This is a genomic window from Enterococcus sp. ZQ21 (assembly GCF_030053755.1).
Taxonomy (GTDB): domain Bacteria; phylum Bacillota; class Bacilli; order Lactobacillales; family Enterococcaceae; genus Enterococcus_B; species Enterococcus_B lactis.
Genome location: NZ_CP125658.1, coordinates 2,351,506 through 2,377,212 on the forward strand (window position 1 = coordinate 2,351,506; position 25,707 = coordinate 2,377,212).

The following is a 25,707-nucleotide window of genomic DNA, read 5'->3' on the forward strand; positions in this document are numbered from 1 at the left end:
TCATAAAAACAGTATAAAAAGAAAGAAGGAAGATTTATGTTTTTATCTGATGATTTTTTATTAAAAGACGATTGGGCGAAAAAGCTTTATCATTCCTACGCAAAAAATATGCCCATTATTGATTATCACTGTCACTTAGATCCAAAAGAAATTTACGAAAACAACAATTTCAGCAATCTGACAGAAGCTTGGTTAGGAGGCGATCATTACAAATGGCGCTTGATGCGAGCTTGCGGCGTGCCTGAAGAAAAAATCACAGGAAATGCTTCTGATTTTGAAAAATTTTTAGCTTGGTGTCAAACCGTACCAAAAATTATCGGAAATTTGCTTTACAGTTGGTCACATCTTGAATTGAAGCGTTTCTTCGATATTGACTTGTTGATAAATGAAGAAAACGCAGAGAAAATTTGGACACAAGCAAATAAAATTTTGGCAACTCCTGATTTCCGTCGGCGGGAAATCGCGAAAAAATCGAATGTAGAAGTGATTTGTACGACAGATGATCCAGCAGATGACTTACACTATCATCAATTGCTTGCTCATGAAGAACCAGATTTGAAAGTTCTCCCTTCATTCCGTCCAGATAAAGCACTCAATATTGAAAAAGAAGGATTTAATGCATGGATCACACTACTGGAAGAAGCAGCTGACCAAACGATTACCACCTATCAAGAACTAATCGAAGTTTTAGAGCAGCGGATAGAATACTTCCATCAACATGGATGTCGTGTTTCCGACCACGCTTTAGACACCTTACGCTATAAAGAAGCGGATGAAACAGTATTAGAAGAGATTTTTCAAAAAGCACGAGCTAACAAACTATTATCTTCAGATGAAATCGATGCTTCTCGTACAGAAACACTGATACGTTTGACCCACTTCTATCATTCTCATAATTGGACGATGCAGCTGCATATTCATGCTTATCGTAATTGTAATACACAAATGTTGGAAAAATTAGGACCCGATACCGGTTATGATGGAATGAATGATCTTTCTTTGACTATTCCTCTGCAAAAATTATTGAATGGTGCAGAAGAAACGGATCAGTTGCCAAAGACGATCCTCTATTCACTGAATCCAAATGACTACCCTGCGATTTTAGCTTTGATGGGCTGTTTCCAAAAAGAACAGAATGGAAAACTGCAGTTAGGTTCTGGATGGTGGTACAACGATACTCGAGCTGGTATGCGCGATCAATTGACACAGTTTGCTGATGGTAGTGCTTTGGGGAATTTTGTCGGCATGCTGACAGATTCAAGAAGTTTCCTTTCCTACACTAGACATGAATATTTCCGTCGTGTTCTTTGTGAATTTTTAGGCGAAATGGTCATGCGAGGAGAAGCACCTGAGGATGAACAACTTTTAGGAAGTCTCGTTCAAGCGATTAGTTATACAAATGCTAAAAATTACTTTGGCTTTTTCGCCTAATTGATTAATAGTAACAGTAACGAATCAAAACAGGATAGCGAAATAACGGAATCCGTTTATCCACGTTTTAGAGAAGAAGACGGACCAAATTTGCTCCGTCTTCTTCTCTTGCTGTTCTGCTTCATTGCCTATAAACCCTTATGAAAGAAGAGATAACATGCCTACTATCCATATTGCCGGTGATTCTACTGCGGCAGAAAAAGATGAAAACAAGCGTCCCGAGACAGGTTGGGGAGAAAAAATCTCTGCTTATTTTTCACCTGAGATCCAGATCAATAACCAAGCAAAGAATGGACGCAGCACCAAATCATTTATCCAGGAAGGAAGATTAGCCCGTTTAGCTTCACAGTTTCAGCCAAATGATTTCTTATTTGTACAATTTGGACATAACGACCAGAAAATCCAAGAAGAAAGAGGTACGCTCCCCTTCGGTAGCTATTTAAAAAATCTGCAGATATTTTTTGAATGCGCAAAAAAAGCGAACGTCCACATGGTCTTGCTGACATCTGTGACGCGACGAGATTACTTAGAAAATGGAACATTGAATCCAGATATACTTGGAGACTATCCAAAAGCGATGCGTGCATTTGCTGAGAAACACCATATTCCACTTTTAGATGTTTTCTCACGATCACAAGAATATTTCCAGACCTTTTCAAAAGAAGAGACAAAAAAATTCTATCTGCATTTTATGCCTAATAGTTGTGAAAATTACCCAGAAGGGCTAAAGGATAATACCCACTTTAGTCCAGAAGGCGCTGATAAAGTTGCCCGAATAATTGCTGAATTGATAAAAGAATCCCGTCTGCCTCTTGCTGATTATTTACAAAAAGGAGTTTGAGATGTTTCCATTAAATTTAGGCATCCGTGCCCATGATCTAGAGGTTCGAAATCGTGAAGAAATCGTTCAAAAAGTATCACAGCTTCACTTGTCCCATATCCAATTTGCACCACAAAAAGCATTTCCTGAACAACTTAAATTAAATGACATGACACTTGGGAGTGCTGCCTATTTTGGTGAATACTTCCAAAAAAACAATATCGAACTTTCCATTTTAGGTTGCTATATCAACCTATCCAGCAAAAATCAAGAAGTTCGTGCACAAGCATTAGCAACTTTCAAACAGCAAATTGCTCTGTGCTCTGCCTATCAAGCCAAGATGATTGCTACGGAAACCGGTAGTGTCTCTGTCGGTTTCACAAAAGAAAATTTTACTGAAGAAGCTTATCAGATTGCTAGAAATTCTGTCATTGAATTAGTCGCTCATGCAGAAAATTTTGGCGTAACTGTTGCTGTTGAAGCAGGGATCAATCATCCGATCTATAACTATCTGTTAGCCAAACGTTTAGTCGATGAAGTAGCTTCACCAAATTTAAAAATCATTTTAGACTGTGCGAATTTGATCCACAAAGAAAATCATGCTGATCAGGAAAAAGTGATCCGAGGTGCCTTGGACAATTTACAGGGTTGTATTACAGCGCTTCATCTCAAAGACTACATCATGGAAAATGGAAAGATCCGCATAGTTCCTGTTGGTAAAGGCTGTTTAGATTTCCGCCCGGTACTACATTATATCAAATATGAGCGTCCTCTAATGTACGCCACTCTTGAAGCTACTCCTGAGATTTATGTTCCTGAAGCAATAGAACACTTGCAGTTTTTTTACCAAGATTGTTAAGGAGAAGATTATGGAGGAACGAATACAGAAAAGTTATCAAAAATATCATGCAAATGCTTTTCAGACATTGCTGCATCTTTATCAGGGGAATTATTGGCGCTTTGCCATGTCAGGACTCTTTTTTATTATCAAACATCTTCCATCTTGGTTAATGCCGATTGCTATTGCCAATGTAATCAATGCAGCTTCATCAAAAGATTCCTCTCAATTGCAGGCGATTTATTTCAACGCTTTTTTGATGACTTGTCTGATCGGTCAAAATATATTGACGAATTATTTTCATGTAAAATACCATAGCGCTTCGATCCGGCAAGTAGAAGCTGGACTAAGAGCGACTCTTATCAAGAAAATCCAAGAACTTTCTATTCCCTATCAAAAAGAATTGCAATCTGGCCGGATCCAATCAAAGATCATCCGTGATGTAGAAGCCATCCAAACGTTGTCCTCTCAAGTATTTGTCAGCGGATTGAACATTGCTGTCAATTTATTCGTGGCTTTAGGTATCACGCTTTATAGAAGTCCTGTCGTTTTCTTGTTTTTCTTATTGACTGTCCCTCTCGCCGCGTTAGTTACTCTTTTTTTCCGGAAAAGGATCAGACAGTCCAATTCAGATTTCCGGCAAGAAATGGAAGAGACTTCTGCAAAAGTGATCGAAGTGATCGAATTAGCACCGATTGCTCGAGCTCATGGGTTAGAAAAACACGAAACCACTCGCTTAAATAAGCATTTTACCCAAATCTATGAAAAAGGATTCCACTTAGATATCCTGCAATCTGTTTTCGGGTCAGTCAGCTGGGCTAGTTTTCAGATATTTCAACTGGTTTGTTTGATTTTCACTGGGATATTAGCTTTACAAGGGCGTATTCAACCAGGTGATGTCGTGATGTATCAGACATATTTCACAACGATCGTCAATTCCGTTTCTGGAATGATCACACTGATTCCTACGATTTCAAAAGGCATGGAATCTATTACTTCTATTGGTGAACTGTTGATTGCTGGCGATGTAGAAACTTATCACGGTAAGAAAAAAATCCAACATTTGGATGGAAATTTTCGCTTTGAGGATGTTTCTTTTCATTACCCGGACTCACTCAAGCCGATTATTGATCATTTTTCTCTAGAGGTGAAAGCTGGAGAAACAATTGCTTTTGTTGGGCCATCTGGTTCTGGAAAATCTACACTCCTTAACTTATTGATTGGATTTATCCAGCCGTCTTCAGGGAGGATTTTCCTAGATAATCAGCCTTTGGATGAATTGGATATGCGAAGTGTGCGTAATTATTTAGCCGTTGTTCCTCAAACCACTTTGTTGTTCTCCGCTTCGATCAAAGAGAACATCACTTATGGCTTGAAAAACGTATCAAAAGAACGTTTAGATGAAGTCATCGAAGCTGCGCAACTTTCTTCACTGATTGACCAGCTTCCTGATGGACTGGATACCTTAGTAGGCGAACATGGCAACAAGCTGTCTGGTGGCCAAAAACAACGTATCTCCATTGCACGAGCATTGATACGTCAGCCGAAAATCATTTTGCTAGATGAAGCAACTTCAGCTTTAGATAACCAGTCAGAGAAAAAAATCCAGCAGGCCCTGAATTATCTGACAGAAACACCCACTACTTTTATTGTGGCTCATCGGCTTTCAACGATCAAAGAGGCAGATAAAATCGTTGTGATCGATGAAGGAAAAATCGTTGAGATGGGTACTTACGAAGAGCTGTTAGCTCAAGAGGGCTATTTTTACCGTTTGAAAAATGAATGACAAAAAAAGGAGAGACGACAAGAGTTTTATCGTCTCTCCTATTTCTGAACAAACGGTGTTCTCCTGCCAACTCCTCGGTCACAAATCACAATAGTCATCAAACATGAGAAGCTGTTTTTTGAAATTGTTCCTTGTCACTCAGAGTTAAACGGTAGGCTCACGTCTTTTTGGTAAACGGTGTTCAAGAGACAGTCTATCGGCAATAAGAAGCAACTTTGTCATCGCTCAAGGCTGAACGTCTCTTTCACAACCTCTGTTGTTTCATAAAATAGTTCTATTCGCTGTAAAGGTCGCGAACTGGCGTCATGATGATCCGGTTCAAGTCATTGATGATCGTACTGAACCCTTGTTCTTTTTGCATTAAATCATTGATTACTTCTTCTGATTGAATTTTCACAGCCATTTCTTGTGCTTTCATTGCATCTTCGTCGCTGAATTCTTGTCCACTCATTTGTTTTTCTTGTAATTCGATTTGCATCGCTTGGAAGTCTTTGAACAGCTTGTGTGCTTCTTCGTTTGCTTGTACTTTCTCGTACGCTTCTTTCAACGCTTTGAATTCTGGTAATTCACGGATCTCACGTTCGATCTGATTCGCGCTATCGTAGATGTTTGACATGTTATGCCCTCTTTTCTTTTAGTAGTTACTCTCTATTGTAACATGGGGTTATTCGTTTTCAAAGGGTCTACTCTCCTTGATATTTCCGCCAGAGGTCTTTAGCCGCTTCACCAATTCCCTGAACGCCTTCTTTCACCATATCGCCGAAATTCTTCAATCCTTCTTTTGCTTGTTCACCGTATTGATTCAAGTTATCTTGCCAATTTCCAGACTCTCCATTAGAATTACCTGTGTTTCCAACTTGATCTGCTGCTACCACTTGCCCTCCTGTGGCATAGGCGTCAGCTACACTAAATCCTGTTTTGGAAGTATAAGGAAGGATACCTTCTGCCGCTGATTTGAAGACTTTCCCGACAACATTTCCACTTGTCCCTTCCAAATAATGCAGCTTGCTGGATTCTTCAAACCCCATCCATGTCGAAATCACTACATCTGGCGTATACCCGATCATCCATTGGTCATTTGCTTTCGTGGCATCGAAATTAGTTTCTGTGGTTCCTGTTTTACCTGCTATCGTATAACCTGCAGGGTTCGCAGCAGCTGCTGTCCCATTTGAGAATGTACCAAGAAGCATGCTGGTCATTTCATCAGCTGTTTCCTTTGATATAACCTGTTTTGGCTTTTTGTTTGTATTATCGATGATCACCGCTCCAGTTGAATCAACGATTTTCGTGATGAGATGCGGCGTATACATCTGACCTTCATTGGCAAATGCACTGTAAGCACCCGCCATGATCATTGGAGATACTCCTTTTTCTAATCCGCCAAGAGCTAAGCCATAATACTTATCAGATTTTGCTAAAGGCAGGCCGAATTCTTCTGCTTTATCATATCCTTTTTGTAAACCGATCTCATGCAAAAGCCATACAGCAGGCAAGTTCAAACTTTGTGCAACAGCCTGATACATCGGTACTTCTCCTTGGTATGTCCCGTCAAAATTATGCGCATCGTAATAACTTTGCGGTTCATCTTTCAAGACACTAGAAGGCTTGTAACCAGCTTCCAACGCTGGTGTATATACGCTTAATGGTTTGATCGTTGATCCTGGAGAACGGCGCATCTGTGTAGCAAAGCTGAATCCTCTAAAGACATGATCTCCTCTTCGTCCTACTAATGCTTGTACACCGCCTGTATTCGGATCTAAAGCTACTGAAGCAGATTGGACCATGGCACCATCTGAAGCATTTGCTGGGAATAATGCATTATTTTGATAAGTAGCTTCTAATTGCTTTTGGTAATCCTGATCTAAAGCTGTATAGATTTTATAGCCTTTATTCATGACATCTTCTTCATCAAGACCATACTCGTTAACTGCTTCATCGATCACTGCATCAAAATAATAAGGATAACGATAACCAGAATCTGAATTATCGTATGTGTCATGAAGATAAGCACTGATGTCTGTCTGGCTTTCTGCTTGTTCTTGTTCTTTTGTGATTTTTCCGTTTTCTTCCATTACGCTTAGTACTGTGTTTTTCCGATCATTCGCATTTTCTGGGTGATCAATCGGATTATAAATACCAGGACCTTTCAGCATTCCTGCCAAAGTAGCAGCCTCAGATAGCGTAACATTCGTTGCATCTACTCCGAAATACTTTCTGGAAGCGTCTTGGACACCCCATACCCCGTTACCAAAATAGGCATTGTTAAGATACATGGTCAAGATTTCTTCTTTGCTGTACTTCTTTTCGATCTCGATTGCCAAAAATAATTCCTTCGCTTTTCGATCAAATGTTTGATCTAATGTCAGATAAGCATTTTTGGCAAGCTGCTGAGTGATCGTACTTCCTCCGCCCCCTGATGTTCCGCCAGACAAAACCATCCGAACAGCCGCACGGGCGATTCCTTTGATATCAAATCCGTGATGTTCGTAAAAATTCCTATCTTCTGTCGAGATTACCGCATCTTGGATATAGGGAGAAATCGCGTTTAATTCTACGTATGTCCCTTTTTGGGCGTACAGTGTGCCAGCTTCTTCATTTTTCTTATCATAAATGACTGTCGATTGGCTTAATCCAGATTTTAACGTTTCGACATTTGCTTGTTTGGCTAAAATAAAAAGGTAGATACTTGTCACTAAGACACAGATCAAACCAATCAGCAAAATCAATTTGTTCACATGATATTTTTTCCAAATGCGCTTTCGCCATCGATGGAATTGTCCGAGATATGGTCTGATCCATCGCCAAAAACTGATCAAAGCAGCTTTTATCTTTCCTAAAATGCTTTGAAAATCCATTCGCTTCTTCTCCTGTCTATTCAATTCAATCGTCTTATTTTACCATAATGAAAGAGTGTTTTCTTCCTGCTTAAGTTGTAGTTCGATTTGTTTTTTTCGTTAGTGCAAGTAGAGTAACATAAGAATGAACAGAAAAATGTAAGTTTTTTCTTAAATATGTTTTAAAAATGGTACAATTAATCTGCAATTTTACCGAAAGGAGTACACTTGTGAAAATCACGATCACTTTACCTATGAACCATCCTGAAACAACGATTCGCGACTTGCTTGAAAAGGAATGGTTAGTTCCTAGAAAGGTTCGGCACTTTTTGCGTATACGTAAAAACGTTTGGATCAATCAACAACCTGCTTTGTTCCATCATGAAGTAAAAGGCAATGACCAGATCACATTGTTATTCGAAGAAACAGATTATAATTATCAAGAAGTCCAATTAGGAGATGCGAAGCACATCCGTGTTTTATATGAAGATGAACATTTGATTATAGTGGATAAGCCTGCAGGAATGAAGACTCATCCAAACGAACCAACAGAAAACAGTACCTTGCTCAATCACTTAGCTGCTTATCTCGATACGAAAAAACAACGACCTTACGTTGTCCACCGTTTGGACAAAGAAACAAGCGGCGCTGTTTTATTTGCAAAAAACCCATTTGTCTTGCCGATACTTGGAAGAATGTTGGAACAAAAAATGATCTATCGGAGATATCAAGCCATCGTATGGGGGAAAATCGCCAAAGATAGGACTATTACCAATAAAATCGGACGCGATCGCCATGATCGGAGAAAACGGGTCGTAGATGATAAAAATGGTCAGAACGCCTTGACACATGTCACTGTCGACAAAGTACTTTCTGGAAAAACACAAGTGTATTGTGTTTTGGAAACCGGTCGTACGCACCAGATCAGAGTTCACTTAGCTCATATAGGGCATCCAATCGTTGGAGACCCTCTCTACCAAAATAGACCAGCTGAACGACTGATGCTCCATGCATTAGAACTGCACATGATCCATCCATTTACTCAAGAAAAAATAGTTGGTAAAGCTTTACCCGGATTGTGGAAATAGAAAGAAGAACGTAGTCCTATCATTATCTGCTGATAAGACTACGTTCTTTTTGTGTAACTTGTCTGCTTACTTTTGATGTTCGTGTTCTGCTAACAGCAAACTACCGATAATCCCACTTTCATTTGGCAGTCCCCAACGAACGATATATTCACTTACTTGAGGTGTTTCCATGTAGCCACCCATCAATTCAACAAATTGCTGACGGATTTTTTGAAGGAGATGATCCTGATTCATTACTCCGCCACCTAAAATAATCTTTTCAGGTGCTAACGTCAACGTATAGTTGATCAGTGCTTGAGCAATATAGAAAGCTTGAATATCCCAAATCGGATGATCTTGTGGCAGATCTTGCCCTTTGATCCCTATACGTGCCTCAATAGACGGACCTGCCGCTAATCCTTCTAAACAGTCTTTATGATAAGGACAAGTGCCTTCATATTGATCATCTGGATGGCGTTTTACCCAAATATGTCCCATTTCAGGATGTGCGATCCCTGAAAAAATTTCCTCATTGATCACGACGCCTGCGCCGATTCCTGTTCCCACGGTAAGGTAAATACAACTATTTTTTCCTTGTGCTGCCCCTTGCTTCAGCTCCCCGTATGCAGCCGCATTGACATCCGTCGTCCAAGCAATAGGAATATGGTAGCGTTTCCTGATTGTGCCGAGAAAATCAAATTGTGCCCATCCTTTTTTGGGAGTTGCCAAAACATATCCGTAATTATCTTTTGTTTGGTCGATACCAATCGGGCCGAATGAGCCGATCCCGATTCCCTTCAGTTCATAACGATCAAAAAATTCAAATACTTGATCCAATGTTTCTTCTGGTGTTGTGGTAGGGATACTTGTTTTTTCCAAAATCTCTCCACCTTCTGAAACCGCACACACAAATTTTGTTCCGCCTGCTTCTATTCCGCCATACATTTAGTTTTCCTCCTCGAATCCGATTGTCCGAATTTCATAAGGTTGGATTATCGGGACAACCGATTGCTGCGTTGGTTCTTCAAGCAGATTCAATATGACCGTTTTTCGATTGTCTTTAGTTATTTCTAATTTTTCCAAATGACTAGACATATTGAAACCTCTCACTACTACTTTATCACTAAACTTACTCCGTTTCAAAGCTGTAATTGCAAACGTTTCACTTTTTATCGTTAAATATTGTTGTTTTGATGCCAATGTTCCTTCATGATGTTTGATTTGTTGAGTGGAGAAAGGAATCTGTGCCGCGTATGCATGCAAATAAGTAGAGAATGTTTCTTCTGGTCCATGTAGTTCAACGCTATAATTGAACCGATGCTTACCTAAACACTGTGCTTCTGGTGTTGGAAAATACCCCCAATCTCCTAGTTCTCCCACACAGCGAAGTAGTGTCACCGCGATTTGTCCATCTGCTGTTACTTCATATTCATTCAAACCAAAGTTACCAACTGTTACACCGTACTGTTCATCATGAATATTGACAAATGCTTGCTGATGTTGCGGATTCGTGGGATTTTCCCAGCTCCTAGATACATGGTTTGGGCGCTTTACTACTTCAAAAATACTATCTGCTTCGTGATGTTCCACATGTAACTTTGTAGGAAACAAGACACGCAATCGATGATCTTTCATTTGATTGTCAAGAGTCGTTTCAAAGTCGATTTTTTTACTATCTTTTCTGACTGTCATGATCGTTTCTATTTGAAGGATCCGTTTTTCTTTAGATCGTTCTGCTTTACGATAACGAAATTCTACAACCATCCGTTGTTCTTTCTCTAAACGCTCGTCTGCAGAAACTGGGATCTCCATTTCCTGTAGAATACTTATTTTGGCTATTTCTGGTGTATCTACTAATACTTTTACTTCAGAGCCCTCCTGATTACTGGATAGGATTGGTTGATCATAGACAGGTTGCTTAAAGATATACTCGTTTCCTATATCACCGATATCTTCAAAAATATGCAGGTTATTCCATTTTCGTTTGTTTTTGCGATCTTCCATTGTAATGGTACCGTTTTTTTCAATCGTCAAACGCAGGTGGGCGTTTTCGACGATTCGTCCACTCTGACGGATCATTGTTTCCTTTTCTTCTGCTTTCGCTTCCCCTTCTACAAGCGCGAATGTTTCCCAAGAAAACGCTGGCATGTTTTTTATTGGTAAAGTTACCTTGATCGTTCTTGCCATATATGGCACACGGAAACGATCTTTCGGCAAATCATAACCAAATTGTACAGTTTCTTCAGATAAAATAGCTGGTATAGTGGCCCCGCTTTTTGTTTCTACGTGATACTTCCGTCTAGGCAACTGTTCTAACTCTTGATACAGATGTTCCGGTATTCCCTCAGCGAATCTTTTTCTTGCTAATTCGATGGTTATTTCTGCTTCGCCAGTTTTATCCATTCCTGCAGTATTTACAACGACAAATGGAAAGCTGTCTTTTGGAAATCCAGTTGTATCGATCGCTGTGGCCAGTTGTTCTAAAGAATCTTGTGCAAGATACTTTCCGACTTCATCTGCTTTTTCAAAACGAGGTATCATTTCCCGATGGACAGAATCAACTGAACAACCGCAAATACTGTCATGAGGATGATTTTGCATTAATGTCTTCCAAGCATAATCTAATTGATCGTGGGGATAAATCCCTGTAACTTCGTAAGCCATCGTCGCAAGTGGTTCCGTGATGTTTTCTAGCTGCCGTTGGACCTTGGTATTCCATTGTTTCAAATAAACGCGAGCAGATGCTGTATTGGCTAAAGTATACCAGCCATCCGTTTCTTGACTTGTCAATTCTCCTTCTACTGAACCTAAGTCTTCTGGCAACTCTTGTCGAACTGCTTCCAGATAGTCAGTAAAATTAGAATGGATGAACTCGTAATCTGGAAACAGCTCATTTGCGAGATGAATTGCTTTTGATATATCTTTTTGTACTGGTTGATGATCAACACCATTCATCATTAATAGATGATCAGTAGATGCATATTGTTCTGCATCTGCTAATTTCTGCTTCCAAAAGACACGAGCAGCTTCTTTTTCTACGGGAATCTCGTTCCCATTGCTATACCAATTGGCAAATAACAGACCAAAAATTTCTGTTTGATCAGGTCCTTTCCACCACATCTCTGAGTATTGAGAAGAATAGTTTTCTGCTTCCAGAACTTGATTGTCAAAGCCAATTGGTTTTACCCCACGGCCAAACGCCGCTGCTGAAATACCAGCTTGTTTCATTAATTGAGGCGTCTGTCCCATATTTCCAAATGTATCGGGAAAATACCCTAACATGACGGGGGTTCCCCATTTACGGCTTTCTTCCATGCCAATCAGCATATTTCTCACGTTTGATTCCGAACTGATCAGAAAATCATCTTGCAAGATATAAAATGGTCCGATTCTCAATTTTCCTTCATCAATAGCTCGTTGGAGTGCCTGTCTTTTTTCTGGTCTTACTTGAAGATAGTCATCTAAAATAATCGTTTGCCCATCCAAATGAAAACTGTTGAAGGACGGATCAACTTCAAATAGCTCTAATAAATCGTCTATCAATTCAATCAACCGCATGTGATGCTGTTCGTAAGCCATGTACCATTCACGATCCCAGTGGCTATGAGAAATGATATATACTTTCTTTTTCATTTACAGTACCTCCTATTTTTCTACTCGAATATCAAAGTAATCCATAACTAATTCGCAAAACATCATATTTGCCCAAGAAAACCATTCTCTCGTATAATTTTCAGGATTGTTCACATCAAATCCTTCGTGCATAAGATGTGTTCCTGCATCAGTTGCTACAAGCAAATTCAATAGCCGTTCTTTTTCAGATTTATCTGGTGTTGTCATTCCTTCCATAGCTAACGCAATCGGCCAAACATACTCTTTTGGCGTATGGGAAGAACCAATTCCTTTTGCGTACTTTCCTTCATAAAAATATGGATTCTCTTTACTCAACAATGTTCTTCTTGTTTGAAGATAATCTTCCTCTTGTTCCGAACAGTAACCCAAATAAGGTGCCGCGATCAAATTGGGCACATTGCTGTCATCCATGACCGTCGCGTTCCCCATTCCATCTACTTCGTATGCATAAATCGTTTGCCCTTTTTGATTAACCGTCCGTCCGTGATTTTGGATACCTTCTTGGATCTCTTTCTTCAATATTTGTGCTTTCTGTACAATTTCTTTATCATCGAGTATCGTTTGGAAAATTTCTTCCACATAACCTAACACGACCACCGCAAACATATTGGATGGTACCAGATATCCGTAACGGCAAGCATCATCGCTAGGACGGAACCCAGACCATGTCATACCTGTAAAAGTTGTTTTGGCTCCTCGTCCGTCATTGATCAGCGTATCTTCTTTTCTTGTCGTATCTCGTACAAATGTATAAGGAGAGTGTTCATGATCCTGCTCTGTTTCGAACACGCCTAAGATTTTTTTGATCCCTTCAATAAAAGTTGGGTTGAATTGGTCCGTTTTTCCTGTATTTTTGTAAAGAAGATAGGCCAACTGTATCGGGTAGCATAAAGAATCAATTTCATATTTTCTTTCCCAGATCCAATCGTTCATTTTTGTGTGATCTGTTTGGTGTCCTGCACCGTTCGCTTCTTCATTGAAGGCATTCGCATATGGATCGATGTTGATATAAAAAAATTGTTTTTTGACCAACCCACTAATCATGTCAGCTAGTTCCTCATCTTCTTTTGCAATCACTAAATAAGGACGAACTTGTGCAGTAGAATCTCGCAACCACATTGCAGGAATGTCTCCTGTCAATAGAAAAGTAGTACCGTCATTTTGCTTTTTGACTGTTGTCAATAGCGTGTTGGCAAATGCTGCTGTAAAATTCGTTGCCCAGTCCGCATGGGTTTTCCCGCATTTTTGTGTGATATCATCCATAAATTTTTGCACCGACTTTGGTATATCTTTATAAACCATACAAATCTCCTCTTTTCATTTGATATATCTTTAAAGATTATACCTCTTGCAGCATTTTATGTCTACGCTTTCAAAAAAAATAACTTTTTATTTACTTTTTCATCTATTATGGTATTATTTGAATATGATATATCATTAAGAGGTGTTTATATGAATCAACCATTGTACCAGACAATATTTAATGATTTGCAAACGGCTATTTTAACTGGTGAATTACCTGTGGATAGCCAACTACCAACTGAAAAGGAACTTTCCCATACTTATAAAGTAAGCAGAATCACTTCCAAACGTGCATTGACTGAATTAGAACAATTAGGGCTGATTTATCGCGTACGTGGGAAAGGCAGTTTTGTTAAATCATCTGCTCCGGAGCAGATGCTTCCTTCTCCTACAAAAACACGGCGGATTCTGTTTCTTCTTCCATATGTCGCTGATTTATCTGTTGGTGATTTTACCAAGGGATTGAATCCTGTGATGCAGGATAAACAGATGGATGTCATGATGACGACACATGATTTTTTACAAAATAAAACGGCAAAAGAACTCATCCATGAATTTGATGGATTAATTTATTATGCCTTTGATACAGAACAGCATCTTGACTTGCTTTTTGAGCTGTCATTAAAAGAATTCCCTGTCATCATATTGGATAAAAAAATCTATGAATTGCCTTTTCCTACCGTGCTTTCCGACAACTTCCAAGGTGGTGTGCTCGCTACTTCTCATTTGATCGAACAGGGACATTCAAAAATCGCTTATTTATTTGGTGCACAGACTCATCCACAATCCGTACGTCAGCGTTACCTTGGTTACCTTGAAGCATTGGACAAAGCTGGTTTAGCTTTCCACACTTCGCTGGATGACAAAAGCGCGACATTCGATGAATTGCTTTCTTATATCACTAAGTATGAAGTGACCGCTTTTGTTTGCGAAAACGATGTTGTCGCTATCCAGACGATGAATTTCTTGAGACAGCATGATTATCATGTTCCTGAAGATTTTTCAATCATCGGATTTGATGATATCCAAGCAGCTGCTCTTGTTGATCCACCGCTGACAACCATTGCACAAGATTTTGAACAGTTAGGCAAGCTTGCTGGAGAGGCTTTGATCACTTGGTTAGAGACAAACGAACGTCCTTCCGACAGCAAATTTCCAGTTTCATTTATCAAAAGACAATCAACAAAGGAGAAATAAAATGAATATCGGTCAAATAGATACTAGACATGGCACAGCTAATCAGCCAAATTTCTCTAACGGGAACTGCCAGCCTTACACTGGCGTTCCTTTTGGGATGAATTATTTTGCACCGCAAACGACCGATCAAAACGGCAGCTGGTGGTTTCATCCTGAGGATCGTGTTTTTCAAGGTTATCGACTTACCCATCAGCCAAGTCCTTGGATGGGCGATTTCAGTCATATGCTGCTCACGCCAATCAATGGTAAATTACAGGAAAATACCCTTTTTCATGCGCAAAGTTCTTACCGCCCAGAAGAAAGTATATTTTGTCCGACTCATCTGTCGATCCGTCAATTGCGTTATGGCATCCGCTCTACATTGATACCCAGTATGTATGGCGGAATCTTATCTATTGATTACAGCAGAAATGATAGCGGTTTACTTTTATCCTTTCCGGGACGTCATCAGCTCTTTGTTATAGATCCTTACACAGTGGAAGGAAAAATCACACATTTTGCTGGTTCAGAAGATCCTGATTTTTCTTTTTATTTCATATTGAGATTTGAATATCCTTTAACAACTGATGAGCTAGCTGTTTCCAACAAAAATAGCGATTCGATCCCGTTGTATTTTGAACAGACAAAAAAACAAACCATCCGATTCGGGACATCTTTTATCAGCCCGGAACAAGCAGCTTATAACTTGGAACTAGAACAAAACCAAAGCAAAGAGACTTACCTTGCTAACAGCCAGAAACAATGGCAGTCCTATTTTGATCGTATACAGCTCACACACCATGATCAACAACAATTGCGGACGTTTTATCATAACTTCTATCGGGTGTTTTTATTTCCGCAAACATTTTATGAAATGGATCCTAGCGGGCAAAAAATCCACTATGATACGACTAGCCGATCTGTGAAACCTGGCGTTCTCTATACAAATAACGGGTTTTGGGATACGTATAAAACGGTTTATCCTCTTTATTCTTTGATTGCTGTAGAAAAGTACGAAGAAATGCTGGAAGGTTTCTTGAACAGCTATAGAGAAACTGGTTATTTGCCAAAATGGCTGTCTCCTGACGAACGTGGACTAATGCCTGGGACATTGATCGATGCGGTCGTTGCAGATGCTGCTGTGAAAGATATTCGGCCAGACTTGATGCAGGAATTTCTAACAGCAATGAAGAAAGGCGCTACAGTTCAAAGTAATCATTCAAATTATGGACGACAAGGGACAGAGGATTACTTGACATACGGCTATGTTCCTAATCACTACCATGAATCGGTCAATCATACGCTAGATTATGCTTATAGCGACTTTTGTATTAGTCGAGTTGCCAAAGTACTAGCAGAGGACGAAACGGTGAAAAAATATCAGCAACGATCATTGAACTATCAACATATTTTTGACTATGAGTCAGGATGGATGCGTTCCAAAGATAAAAATGGCAAATTCAGAGAACCATTTTCTGCTCATCGTTGGGGACAAGATTATGCAGAAGGCAGTGCTTGGCAAAGCAGCTTTGCTGTTTATCATGATTTTGCAGGGTTGATCGAAAAATATGGCAGCAGTGAGAGATTCAAAGAAAAACTCATTGATTTGTGCAATCAATCTCCGACATTTGAAACAGGAGGATATGGTTTTGAGATTCATGAAATGAGCGAGATGGCTGCGATAGAATTTGGGCAGTTAGCTATCTCCAATCAGCCAAGTTTTCATTACCCATACTTGTTCAGCTATATTGGACAACCCGAAATGGCACAGCCATTGCTTAAACAATTGATGACTCAAACTTTCGACGATTCTTCAACGGGTTACCCTGGAGATGAGGACAACGGAAGTATGGCTGCTTGGTATATCTTCAATAGTCTGGGATTCTATCCTGTCACACCAGGGACCGGTGAATATGTTATCGGTATGCCTTTAATGGACAAGGCTGTTGTGCTTTTGTCAAATGGAAAGGAATTGACGATTGAAACCACTCCTAATCGGCCACAACAGCAATTTATCCATAAAATCAAACGGATGGACAAAGAATATACGAAATTATATTTTACTCATCAAGATTTGCTGAAAGGCGGCAAGATCTCTTACCAATTAGGTATCGTCCCTCATCCTAAGAAGTATCGATCAAAAGATTTGCCTTTTTCCTTATCAAACGATAACTAACAAAAGGTTGTGAAAAAGCTGTCCTGCATCAAGTAATAAGAACAGCCAAACAAAAATAGCTCCTCCTATTTTCGTTTGGTTGGGCTTATTACCGCAGATGCAAACTTTTGAACATTGATTCATTCCATACGCTTCTTTTTTTAGGATTCTCCTCTTTTTTCCCGATACTCCTTAGGGGATCTGCCGACAATCTTCTTGAATAATTTAGAGAAATACGTGGTATTGTTGTAGCCAATCTCACTTGCTATTTCATTGACGTTTTGATTACTGTGCAAAAGCAGCTGCTTTGCTTTTTCCATACGTAAATGGTTCAAATAAGCTGAAAAACTTTTTTTCGTTTCTTTTTTGAACAACTGCCCTAAATACATGACATTTAAATGCAAACTTTCTGACACTTCTTTGAGTGTAAGTGGTTCTTGATAATGCTGATGCAGGATTTCGATTACTTTTTCTACATTGCCACTGTATTTTTTCTGTCTCTGGTGCTTTTGGACGAACGACAGAAGTAGCTGGTGGAGTTCTTGCACCGTTTTTGCCTGATGAATTTTTTCGATTCCTTGTAAATATTCCTCATCTTCTAGATCAATCAATTCCCGTTGAATCTCCATAAACAGTAAAAAGCTGGAGTACCGGATGTCTTCCGGCATCATGGCTGCTAACTGAAATTGCTCGAAAAAATCAGTGATCATTTTTTGGGCATCATCTAATCGTTTATTTTGCAACACACGTCTGAAACTTGAAAAATCGATGGTTTGCTCTTTTATTGTTGCTTGTATTGCGTAAAAAACATGCTCGTCTTTATCTCCATAAAATTGATGTAATTGTAGATTGTCTTTCGCTTGTTGGAATGTTTCAGGGATCTTGTCCAATGAATCTGTCTCTTCCCCGATACTGATCAGCCATTCCTGATCAGGGATGTTTTCTTGGACAAAACAGCAGAATCCATCAACTTCATCTGCCTCCAACAACAGCGTAATCAATATACGGTCTCCATAATTTCTTTGATAATAAAAGATTTGCTGGTGTTCTTTCAACCATGTATTGATAAGAGGATCATGAATTCTTGATAATTGGATCAATACTATTCTATGCTGTTTCTCACTGATTTGTCCTATTATTTCTTCTTCACTTGCTTCATCTAACTCTTCATTCAACCATTGACTGAATAATAGTTCCTGATAGATTTCTTGCTGATTTTTTTGTTCATTTTGCTGGTCTAACCGTGTTTTGATTTTCTTGAGGCTTTCAATCAATTCGAACTTATTCACGGGTTTCATCAAATAATTCACCGCACCTAATTGCATGCCTCCTTTCAAATAATCAAATTCTTGGTACCCGGACAAAATCATAAATTCAAAATTATGATGTTCTTTTTGAGCTGCTTCAATAAATTCCAGTCCGTTTATTTCTGGCATCGTCACGTCCGTTACCACTAGATCAATCCGTTGTTGTTCAAGGACAGATAGTCCTTCTTTGGCATTCTCCGCTGTTGCTACTATTTGGAACCCTAAACTTTTCCAATCAATTATCTTTTTTAACCCATTCAAAATCATATATTCATCATCTACCAATAACACCTGGTACATATTCACCCCTCCTTGAATGTAATAGAAACAGTCAGTCCACCTGTCTCATTATTCTCAAGCGACATGTAATAACTGCTGCCGAAGTTGGCACGTAAACGTTCATTCACGTTTTGCAGACCGATTGATTCGTGAAGTTCCACTTTGGGATGAGACAGTTTTTCTTCCACCTGTTTTAGCCGTTTTTCAGTCATCCCTCTTCCATTATCTTTGACGATGATCCTTACCCGCTTGTCTTCCTGTAAGACTTTGACACTTAGGGCATTATCAAATCGAGTAAAATCAATACCATGTTTAAAATAATTTTCAACTAATGGTTGAATCACAAATTTAGGTACTTCAATCTTTTCCAAATCAGGATCGATCATAAAATGATAGGCCACTCGATTAGGATAACGCATTTGATATAAATAGACATATTTTTCGCAAAAGTCCAATTCTTCTTTCAAAGTGATCGTCTTCTCTTGATTTGTGTTGTTTCGGAGCAAGGCAGAAAAAGCATATACAACATCTGCTAATTCTTCGCTTCCTTCGCTGATTGCATACATTCGGATATATTCTAATGTATTGTATAAAAAATGCGGATTAATCTGTGCTTGAAGCGCCCGCATATGTGCATCTTGCTGTTTGATTTCTAGTTTGTAGATGTCTTCGACAAATTGATTGATGCTATCCAACATTTCGTTGATACCGATCGAAAGTTCCTTTAGTTCATATTCCGTTTTTGTTGTATCAATCCGTGTTTCTAAATTTCCTGCTGCTGTTTGCTCCATTGCCTGCATGACGACGGATATTTGCTGTGAATATCGTTTGAATGTTTTATAAAGAAAGATAAGCAATATACTGTCTAAAACAATGATACCGACAATCAGAGGGGCAAGGTTTTTCCCCGTTTCGGTTTTTACGCTTTTTTTATCTAATACAGCTAATATTCGGTAATCATCCGACAGTTCTTGATGCTGAACAAAATTATTTTTTCTCAGATTAGCAATTGGCAATTGTGAATTTTTCTGAAGACTCTCTGAGATAATCGTTTCTTGTCTTCCAAATGTTTCTTTAGCTATTTTATTATCATGGAACGTATACAAGCGATTTGTCGTGCCAGAAATCATGTATAAAGAGAGTCCATTGAATGACGTTAGATTCTCTAAAATCGTATCTAGCTCTTTCTTTTGGAAACCGATAAAAATACTGCCTGACTCAGCTCCTCCTTGGGTGATAGGCAACTTGATATAAAAGGCGTCTAGTAATTTCGGCGTTCCGGCTTTTACTTCTCCGCCTTTGTTTTCTCTAGAGGATTCATAGTACTCCGGTAGCTGATTCAACACGATATATATCGCACTTAGTTCTTCATAATTTATATAAAGATCTTTGATTTGATTTGGGAAAGAAACTAATTCGTCGGTACTGTTTTGCTGCTCATATACATACATCAAATACTGATCTATGGGTTTTGTTAAGTAGGTAGTGACATTTTCGATTTTTTCGGAATCACCTACAAGCTGGTTTTTAATGATCCTACTCAAAGTTGTTTTGTCATTCAGCATTCTGCTTGTACTTTGAACGGCATCACTTGTCATGTTTTCTGCCTGCTTTTGGTTTTGATCCCACGTATGGACACTAAAAATAACAGTAGCAGTCATCGTTACACCAATCATGATAACCGCATATTTCCGTAATAGCCGATTCAGTAAGGTTCCTTTTGAAAATAGAATCCGGATTTTATTCATAACTTTCCAACTGTTTATCTAACTCTTCACGCCACTGTTTCGTCATCGTACCATTCCAAACCGTCAAAAGACCAATGACACCAAATAAAATCAATCCTTTGAATTGCCAAGTCACAGCTATAATTACACTGCTACCAATAATTATTTTTAGAAAAGACGAAAAGCTGGAAAAAACCGAAATAAAACTCAGCTTTAGCAGATTAGGAACAGAGATCGTATATTCACTGTCTAAAATCATACTGTATTGATAAGTAGCAAATAGGCAAAACAAGGCAAAAAGCAAAATAAAATCAATAGCTAAAAAAATGAGCCCTTTGATTTGAACAGATAGATATAGATTGTAGCTCAATAAAGCAGTACTAGATAAAAATAAACTAAATAGCAGATTTCCTCTTAAAAAATTTCTTTTATATATATTCCAGCCTCTTTTTAACGTGATTTCTTTATACTCGAATCCATGTAAATAAAATAACTCATTGACTGTTTTCCATGCCGTACCTAATCCAAAGATGATTCCGCCGACAAACGTGTATATCCAGAAATATAAGGTTAGTTTTATAACGACCCAGATCCGGATAAACAACTCTTCCAAAACCTTCCCTAACATATCTTCTCCTCCAAACATTAAGTTTATACTTTCTCATTATACAAAAAAAGGTTGGGCAATCAGCACCATGACCTGAGTATTAAAGGTTGTAAAAGAGCTGCCCTGCATCAAGTAATAAGAACAGCCGAACAAAAATAGCTCTCTACGTTTTTCGTTCGGTTGGGCTGATTGCCGCAGATACAAGGTTTTGAACACCATTCATTCGGAACAAGAGGTTGCGACACGTTTTTGTCACAACCTCTTTGTCTTTATTCATTATTGTTCTTGTCGAAACTCGTCATATTGTTTTTGCATTTCTTTCAATACCTTGTCATAACCAGCTTTATCTAAAGCTTCTTTTAATTTCGGCAATGTTTCATCTGGATCAACAGTTCCTGTATTCAATCCATCCAAATACTGGTTCATGACATTTGAAATATTACTTAATTCTGTTTTTACATTGTCCGTGTTGAAGCTGAACCCTAAAATCGGTGAAGTTTCTGCTTCAGCAATCGATTGGTCGCGGTTGGCAATCATGTCATCCGTAATGGACTCTTGTGTATATAGAATCTTATTGTTTCCTGTATTCCAAGCAGACATATGTGTGTTTGGCTGATAACCATCTAGCAATTTGATTTTATCCTCTGAACCATCGACTTTTTCCCATGCTTCTCCTTCGATTCCCCAAACAAGTCCATTCAATAATTCTGGATCACTGTTAAGTAGGCCTAGAAGTTCTACTGATTTTTCTTTATTTTTTGAAGTATTGGATACGACAAAATTTGCCATTTGTGCTTGAGCTGTAGATTTCAATGGAACAGTAATTGCTTTTGAAACTAGTTCTTGTTTTGCTGCATTTGTCAAAATCGTATCGCCATAATCATAGGGTCCTTGTGTTTCTCCACGCATCAGCCAAGTATTTCCTTCTAGTGGATAGTCCTTATTGCTCGTTGCAGCGTCACTTGGAATGAGTCCTTGTTTGTACCAGCTATGCATCGTACGCAACAGTCCGATATACGTTTCATTGTCGTATTGGTTGATGATTTTTGAATCATCTCCATCCAGATCAATAGCAAATGGTAAAGTGTTCCCTAAAGGATAGTCAAAGTTTCCTTGGACTTTGAATCCTTGTCCAATGGCAAAAGCGGCCGTGTTTGGTTCTTTTTCATGGAATTCCTTCAAAACTTTTTCTGCATCAGCGTAAGATTGGATTCCATCAATTGAAAGATCATATTTATCTAGTAAAGCTTTGTTAAAAGTAAGTACTTGTTGAGCAAAGATATTTCCATTTACTGGAAAGGCATATAATTTCCCATTCACCAAATTTCCTTTGATATAAGCTTCATCTAAATCATTATACGCTTTTTCAGCATACTTAGGCGCTAATTCAGTCAAATCAGCAAAGGCTCCTTTTTGAGCATTGGAAACATAGTTGTTCGCAAAGGCGATATCGTAATTTTCTCCGGAAGAAATGATGACGTTCATTTTCTTTTCGTAATCGCCCCAACCAATGTAATTGATATTGACTTTTGCACCAATCTCTTTTTCGATTCGTTTGTTTGCCACTTCCATCAATTGATCGAAATTATCCGGTTTATCACCGATTTGATACATCTGCAAAGTGTCCGAATCACTAGCTTCTGCTTGCTCTTTAGAACCAGAACCTCCGCATGCCGCTAATGTACCTACCAATAATGCTGAAACACCTGTAAAGGCTAGTTTCTTCCATAACTTCATTTTTCTTCCTCCTAGTTTTATGATTTTTATATTTTTTTATTCTTTTACTCCACCGATCGTTAGACCTTTGACAAAATGTTTCTGGAAAAATGGATAGCTGATCGCAATAGGCAACGTAGAGATAACTACGATCGCCATTCTGGCGGATTCTCCTGGAACTGAAGCTAGCCCACCTGTCAATTGGCTTCCTGCTCCTGAATTTTGCGTCAGATATTGAATATTACTTTGGATTTTCATCAAAAGATACTGTAGTGGAACCAGCTTATCATCTTGAATGTATAGTAAAGCATTGAACCAGTCATTCCAGTAGCCCAATGCGGCAAATAAGCTGATTGTCGCGATACCAGGAACAGCTAACGGTAAAACGATTTGAACGAATATTCGAAGTTCGCTAGCTCCGTCGATCCGCGCCGATTCAATAATCGAATCAGAGACCGAACGTTTAAAGAATGTGCGCATCACAATAATATTGAAGGGGCTGACAGCCATTGGCAAGATCAATGCCCAAATCGTATCTTTTAACTGGAGAAGATTTGTCATAACAAGATAATTGGCTACCATTCCTGGTGAGAACAACATCGTAATCAAACAAAAAACGGTAAAAAAACGACGGAATGGAAAGTTTGACCGCGAAATCGCATAAGCATATAAAGAAGTAGCCGTGCTATTGATCAGGGTACCTAAAACAGTAACAAGTACAGTGACGAAAAGCGCTTGCAAAATTTTATCCTGCATCTGGTCGAATAAATACGTATAACCAAATAGACTGAATTTTTCTGGCCAAAAACTGTACCCGTGCGTCGACAATATGGACTCATCGGTAACAGAGATGGCAATAACAAATATGAATGGCAAAACACAGGAAATAGCAAAGAGTGCAATCATTATATTAGAGAAAAAATTGGTCGTCTTATTGAAAGAACGGACTTGGACTCTCTCCACTTTCTTTTTTTTCATTTTTTTCCTCCTTAGAATAATGCAGAATCGCTATCAAAACGACGGGCGACCGTATTTGTGATCATCAATAAGACAAAACCGACAACTGATTGATAAAGGCCTGCAGCAGCCGTCATACCAAAATCTCCTGTGGATGTCAGCCCATTGTAGATATACGTATCCAAAACTTGAGTCACATCGTACAATGCACCGGAATTCCTAGGAATGTTATAAAACAGGCCAAAATCAGCTCGAAAAATGTTTCCTACGGCTAAAATCGTTAAAATCGTCATCAATGGAATCAGTTGTGGTATAGTCACATGTTTGATTTGCTGCCATTTGCTAGCTCCATCAACCATAGCAGCTTCATAATAAGTCGGATCGATTCCCATAACAGATGCAAAGTAAATGATGCTGTTATAACCAATCCCTTTCCATGTACCGATGAATACTAAGATAAATGGCCAATATTTCGGTTCATTATACCAATTGACAGCTTCTCCTCCGTGTCCAGTAATCCACTGGTTGAATATTCCTTTGTCGGGACTTAAAAAGGCGTAAACGAAGTAACTGATAATGACCCAAGATAGAAAATAAGGGAGCAACGACATCGTTTGATAAACTTTAACAAGTCGTTTATTTCTCAACTCGCTCATAATGACTGCAAATACGACTGAAATGAACAGATTTAAAAGGATAAATGTCACATTATATAAAATTGTATTTTTAGTGATGAGAAATGCTTGGTCCGAAGAAAATAAAAATTTGAAATTTTCCCAACCCACCCAAGGACTTTCCCTCAGGCTAGCCAGGAACCCATCTGCTGAAATATGAAAATTTTTGAATGCTACGACATTCGCCATTACAGGTATGTAAAAGAAAAAAATCATCCAAAGCATACCCGGTACAGCCATCAGGACAAGTGCTTTATAACGCCATAGATTCATAAAAAAATGATTGAACCCCTTTCGTTTTTTCATCTAAAAACCCCTTTCGATTCATTCGCAACGTTATTATAGCGCTTTCAATAATGAGAATAAATAAACAAAGTATAGGGAAAATGAAACAAAGTATAGGAGAGGTTGTGAAATCAGCGTTTTGTCCTGAGTATTAGACAGATCGTGACCTTGCTATCTAACTCCGAGTCACAACGAGCAATGGGGACTGTGACAAAAGTCTTGTCACAGTCCCTTCTTCCGAACAAACGGTGTTCCAGAAGTAGCTTCTACGGAAATAAGCCGAAATTTCACAAAAAAGCCATCCAAAAGTCAGACGGATAAGTCTGCTTTTCAGATGGCGCTACAACTACACTGCTTATTCTTTTAGCTGTCCATTCACTTATTTTTCTCTCACTTGTTCTAGCTCTTCTTTGGTCATGGGGCGATACTGCCCTCTATTCAAATCTTTAGGAAGACAAAAATTCCCCATACGGATTCTTTTTAAATATAAGACTTCTTTTCCTACTGCTTTGACCATTCGCTTGACTTGGTGAAACTTCCCTTCATGCAAAATCAGACGGATAATTGAAGTTTCTGACTCTTGATCTACTTGATCGATTTGGAGTTTTGCCGGCAATGTCTGCTCATCACCATCAATAATCAGTCCTTCTGCAAATAAACGGATATCTTCTTCTGTCATTATGCCGTTAACCTCAGCTAGATATTCTTTCTCCACGTGTTTTTTTGGTGATAATAACTGATGGGCAAATACCCCATCATTCGTTAAAATCAGGAGGCCTTCCGTGTCTTTATCCAATCGGCCAACTGGAAAAAGATCTTCCCGATAATCTTGATCTTCCAACAAATCGATTACGGTTTGATCATGATTATCCTGAGTAGCAGAAATGACTCCTGCAGGTTTATGCAAAATATAATAAAAATCTTTTTGATACGCAATGATTTCTCCTAAATAAGTAACCGTATCTTCAAACTCGTTTACTTGCGCTTTATCGCTTTTGACCACTTGTCCATTGACTTCAATCGTTCCTTTTTTGATCAATCCTTTGACTTCTTTGCGGCTACCAAGTCCCATATCTGCTAAAAATTTATCTAAACGCATGCGTTTCCCCCATT

Annotated in this window: 19 protein-coding genes; 7 read left to right on the forward strand and 12 right to left on the reverse strand. The window is 38.8% G+C overall.

Annotated features, from left to right (window positions below; translation table 11 throughout):
* Positions 1-36: 36 nt before the first annotated feature.
* The 4 genes from uxaC (at position 37) to QK255_RS11380 (ending at position 4,875) form a co-directional block, all read left to right on the forward strand.
* Positions 37-1,431, forward strand: a complete 1,395-nt coding sequence (uxaC, locus tag QK255_RS11365) for a glucuronate isomerase (protein ID WP_283341550.1) — start codon at positions 37-39, stop codon at positions 1,429-1,431.
* Between the two features lie 157 nt (positions 1,432-1,588).
* Positions 1,589-2,272: a rhamnogalacturonan acetylesterase gene (locus QK255_RS11370; RefSeq protein WP_283341551.1), complete on the forward strand. Its 684-nt coding sequence runs from the start codon at positions 1,589-1,591 to the stop codon at positions 2,270-2,272.
* Position 2,273: 1 nt separating this feature from the next.
* Positions 2,274-3,110 carry a sugar phosphate isomerase/epimerase family protein gene (locus QK255_RS11375; RefSeq protein WP_002329931.1) on the forward strand — a complete coding sequence of 279 codons (837 nt, stop codon included), beginning with the start codon at positions 2,274-2,276 and terminating at the stop codon, positions 3,108-3,110.
* A 10-nt stretch (positions 3,111-3,120) separates the two neighbouring features.
* Complete coding sequence (locus tag QK255_RS11380; RefSeq protein ID WP_002342343.1) at positions 3,121-4,875, forward strand: ABC transporter ATP-binding protein; 1,755 nt, start codon at positions 3,121-3,123, stop codon at positions 4,873-4,875.
* A 274-nt stretch (positions 4,876-5,149) separates the two neighbouring features.
* Here the strand turns inward: QK255_RS11380 and QK255_RS11385 are convergent, their stop codons facing one another.
* Together QK255_RS11385 and QK255_RS11390 are read right to left on the reverse strand one after the other, a co-directional pair.
* Positions 5,150-5,491, reverse strand: a complete 342-nt coding sequence (locus tag QK255_RS11385; protein WP_002285994.1) for a YlbF/YmcA family competence regulator — start codon at positions 5,489-5,491, stop codon at positions 5,150-5,152.
* A gap of 67 nt (positions 5,492-5,558) precedes the next feature.
* Positions 5,559-7,730: a PBP1A family penicillin-binding protein gene (locus tag QK255_RS11390; RefSeq protein ID WP_002335449.1), complete on the reverse strand. Its 2,172-nt coding sequence runs from the start codon at positions 7,728-7,730 to the stop codon at positions 5,559-5,561.
* Positions 7,731-7,939: 209 nt separating this feature from the next.
* Between QK255_RS11390 and QK255_RS11395 the strand changes: the two genes are divergently transcribed.
* Positions 7,940-8,797: an RluA family pseudouridine synthase gene (locus tag QK255_RS11395; protein ID WP_002310841.1), complete on the forward strand. Its 858-nt coding sequence runs from the start codon at positions 7,940-7,942 to the stop codon at positions 8,795-8,797.
* Positions 8,798-8,863: 66 nt separating this feature from the next.
* Here QK255_RS11395 and QK255_RS11400 read toward each other — a convergent pair whose 3' ends face one another.
* Genes QK255_RS11400 through QK255_RS11410 form a run of 3 tightly spaced genes read right to left on the reverse strand, consistent with a single transcriptional unit; the run spans position 8,864 to position 13,711 of the window.
* The gene (locus tag QK255_RS11400) at positions 8,864-9,721 is read right to left on the reverse strand and encodes an ROK family protein (protein ID WP_283341552.1); all 858 of its coding nucleotides are present in this window, start codon (positions 9,719-9,721) and stop codon (positions 8,864-8,866) included.
* Positions 9,722-12,409, reverse strand: a complete 2,688-nt coding sequence (locus tag QK255_RS11405; protein ID WP_002329927.1) for an alpha-mannosidase — start codon at positions 12,407-12,409, stop codon at positions 9,722-9,724.
* Positions 12,410-12,421: 12 nt separating this feature from the next.
* On the reverse strand, positions 12,422-13,711 hold the full coding sequence (locus QK255_RS11410) for a glycoside hydrolase family 125 protein (protein ID WP_002290952.1): 1,290 nt from the start codon (positions 13,709-13,711) through the stop codon (positions 12,422-12,424).
* Positions 13,712-13,861: 150 nt separating this feature from the next.
* On the opposite strand from QK255_RS11410, the gene QK255_RS11415 reads away from it, so the two are divergent.
* Together QK255_RS11415 and QK255_RS11420 are read left to right on the forward strand one after the other, a co-directional pair.
* Entirely contained in the window at positions 13,862-14,908 is a 1,047-nt protein-coding gene (locus QK255_RS11415; protein ID WP_002290950.1) for a GntR family transcriptional regulator, read from the forward strand.
* Between the two features lies 1 nt (position 14,909).
* Positions 14,910-17,063 carry a GH92 family glycosyl hydrolase gene (locus QK255_RS11420; RefSeq protein ID WP_002290949.1) on the forward strand — a complete coding sequence of 718 codons (2,154 nt, stop codon included), beginning with the start codon at positions 14,910-14,912 and terminating at the stop codon, positions 17,061-17,063.
* Positions 17,064-17,203: 140 nt separating this feature from the next.
* Here the strand turns inward: QK255_RS11420 and QK255_RS11425 are convergent, their stop codons facing one another.
* The 7 genes from QK255_RS11425 to QK255_RS11455 all read right to left on the reverse strand — a co-directional run bounded on the left by QK255_RS11425 (position 17,204) and on the right by QK255_RS11455 (position 25,693).
* Positions 17,204-18,649 (reverse strand): response regulator transcription factor, encoded by a 1,446-nt coding sequence (locus tag QK255_RS11425; protein WP_002292279.1) that lies wholly within the window; start codon positions 18,647-18,649, stop codon positions 17,204-17,206.
* 2 nt (positions 18,650-18,651) lie between these two features.
* A complete protein-coding gene (locus tag QK255_RS11430) occupies positions 18,652-20,376 on the reverse strand; it encodes a sensor histidine kinase (protein WP_002292278.1) in 1,725 nt (574 codons plus the stop codon).
* Complete coding sequence (locus tag QK255_RS11435; RefSeq protein ID WP_002292277.1) at positions 20,369-20,983, reverse strand: YesL family protein; 615 nt, start codon at positions 20,981-20,983, stop codon at positions 20,369-20,371. The genes QK255_RS11430 and QK255_RS11435 overlap by 8 nt, the downstream gene beginning before the upstream one ends.
* 255 nt (positions 20,984-21,238) lie before the next feature.
* A complete protein-coding gene (locus tag QK255_RS11440) occupies positions 21,239-22,699 on the reverse strand; it encodes an ABC transporter substrate-binding protein (RefSeq protein ID WP_002292274.1) in 1,461 nt (486 codons plus the stop codon).
* 36 nt (positions 22,700-22,735) lie between these two features.
* Complete coding sequence (locus tag QK255_RS11445) at positions 22,736-23,656, reverse strand: carbohydrate ABC transporter permease (RefSeq protein ID WP_002316111.1); 921 nt, start codon at positions 23,654-23,656, stop codon at positions 22,736-22,738.
* Positions 23,657-23,667: 11 nt separating this feature from the next.
* Entirely contained in the window at positions 23,668-24,615 is a 948-nt protein-coding gene (locus QK255_RS11450; protein WP_002292271.1) for an ABC transporter permease, read from the reverse strand.
* Positions 24,616-24,973: 358 nt separating this feature from the next.
* Complete coding sequence (locus tag QK255_RS11455; RefSeq protein WP_002292270.1) at positions 24,974-25,693, reverse strand: pseudouridine synthase; 720 nt, start codon at positions 25,691-25,693, stop codon at positions 24,974-24,976.
* Positions 25,694-25,707 lie beyond the last annotated feature (14 nt).

What these genes read in the sequence shown, in the direction of transcription:
- QK255_RS11375 (WP_002329931.1), top strand. Translation starts at nt 2,274, where the DNA reads ATGTTTCCATTAAATTTAGGCATCCGTGCCCATGATCTAGAGGTTCGA.
- QK255_RS11390 (WP_002335449.1), bottom strand. Translation starts at nt 7,730, where the DNA reads ATGGATTTTCAAAGCATTTTAGGAAAGATAAAAGCTGCTTTGATCAGT.
- QK255_RS11405 (WP_002329927.1), bottom strand. Translation starts at nt 12,409, where the DNA reads ATGAAAAAGAAAGTATATATCATTTCTCATAGCCACTGGGATCGTGAA.
- uxaC (WP_283341550.1), top strand. Translation starts at nt 37, where the DNA reads ATGTTTTTATCTGATGATTTTTTATTAAAAGACGATTGGGCGAAAAAG.
- QK255_RS11410 (WP_002290952.1), bottom strand. Translation starts at nt 13,711, where the DNA reads ATGGTTTATAAAGATATACCAAAGTCGGTGCAAAAATTTATGGATGAT.
- QK255_RS11440 (WP_002292274.1), bottom strand. Translation starts at nt 22,699, where the DNA reads ATGAAGTTATGGAAGAAACTAGCCTTTACAGGTGTTTCAGCATTATTG.
- QK255_RS11415 (WP_002290950.1), top strand. Translation starts at nt 13,862, where the DNA reads ATGAATCAACCATTGTACCAGACAATATTTAATGATTTGCAAACGGCT.
- QK255_RS11435 (WP_002292277.1), bottom strand. Translation starts at nt 20,983, where the DNA reads ATGTTAGGGAAGGTTTTGGAAGAGTTGTTTATCCGGATCTGGGTCGTT.
- QK255_RS11385 (WP_002285994.1), bottom strand. Translation starts at nt 5,491, where the DNA reads ATGTCAAACATCTACGATAGCGCGAATCAGATCGAACGTGAGATCCGT.
- QK255_RS11370 (WP_283341551.1), top strand. Translation starts at nt 1,589, where the DNA reads ATGCCTACTATCCATATTGCCGGTGATTCTACTGCGGCAGAAAAAGAT.
- QK255_RS11425 (WP_002292279.1), bottom strand. Translation starts at nt 18,649, where the DNA reads ATGTACCAGGTGTTATTGGTAGATGATGAATATATGATTTTGAATGGG.
- QK255_RS11445 (WP_002316111.1), bottom strand. Translation starts at nt 23,656, where the DNA reads ATGAAAAAAAAGAAAGTGGAGAGAGTCCAAGTCCGTTCTTTCAATAAG.
- QK255_RS11400 (WP_283341552.1), bottom strand. Translation starts at nt 9,721, where the DNA reads ATGTATGGCGGAATAGAAGCAGGCGGAACAAAATTTGTGTGTGCGGTT.
- QK255_RS11430 (WP_002292278.1), bottom strand. Translation starts at nt 20,376, where the DNA reads ATGAATAAAATCCGGATTCTATTTTCAAAAGGAACCTTACTGAATCGG.
- QK255_RS11380 (WP_002342343.1), top strand. Translation starts at nt 3,121, where the DNA reads ATGGAGGAACGAATACAGAAAAGTTATCAAAAATATCATGCAAATGCT.
- QK255_RS11455 (WP_002292270.1), bottom strand. Translation starts at nt 25,693, where the DNA reads ATGCGTTTAGATAAATTTTTAGCAGATATGGGACTTGGTAGCCGCAAA.
- QK255_RS11450 (WP_002292271.1), bottom strand. Translation starts at nt 24,615, where the DNA reads ATGAAAAAACGAAAGGGGTTCAATCATTTTTTTATGAATCTATGGCGT.
- QK255_RS11420 (WP_002290949.1), top strand. Translation starts at nt 14,910, where the DNA reads ATGAATATCGGTCAAATAGATACTAGACATGGCACAGCTAATCAGCCA.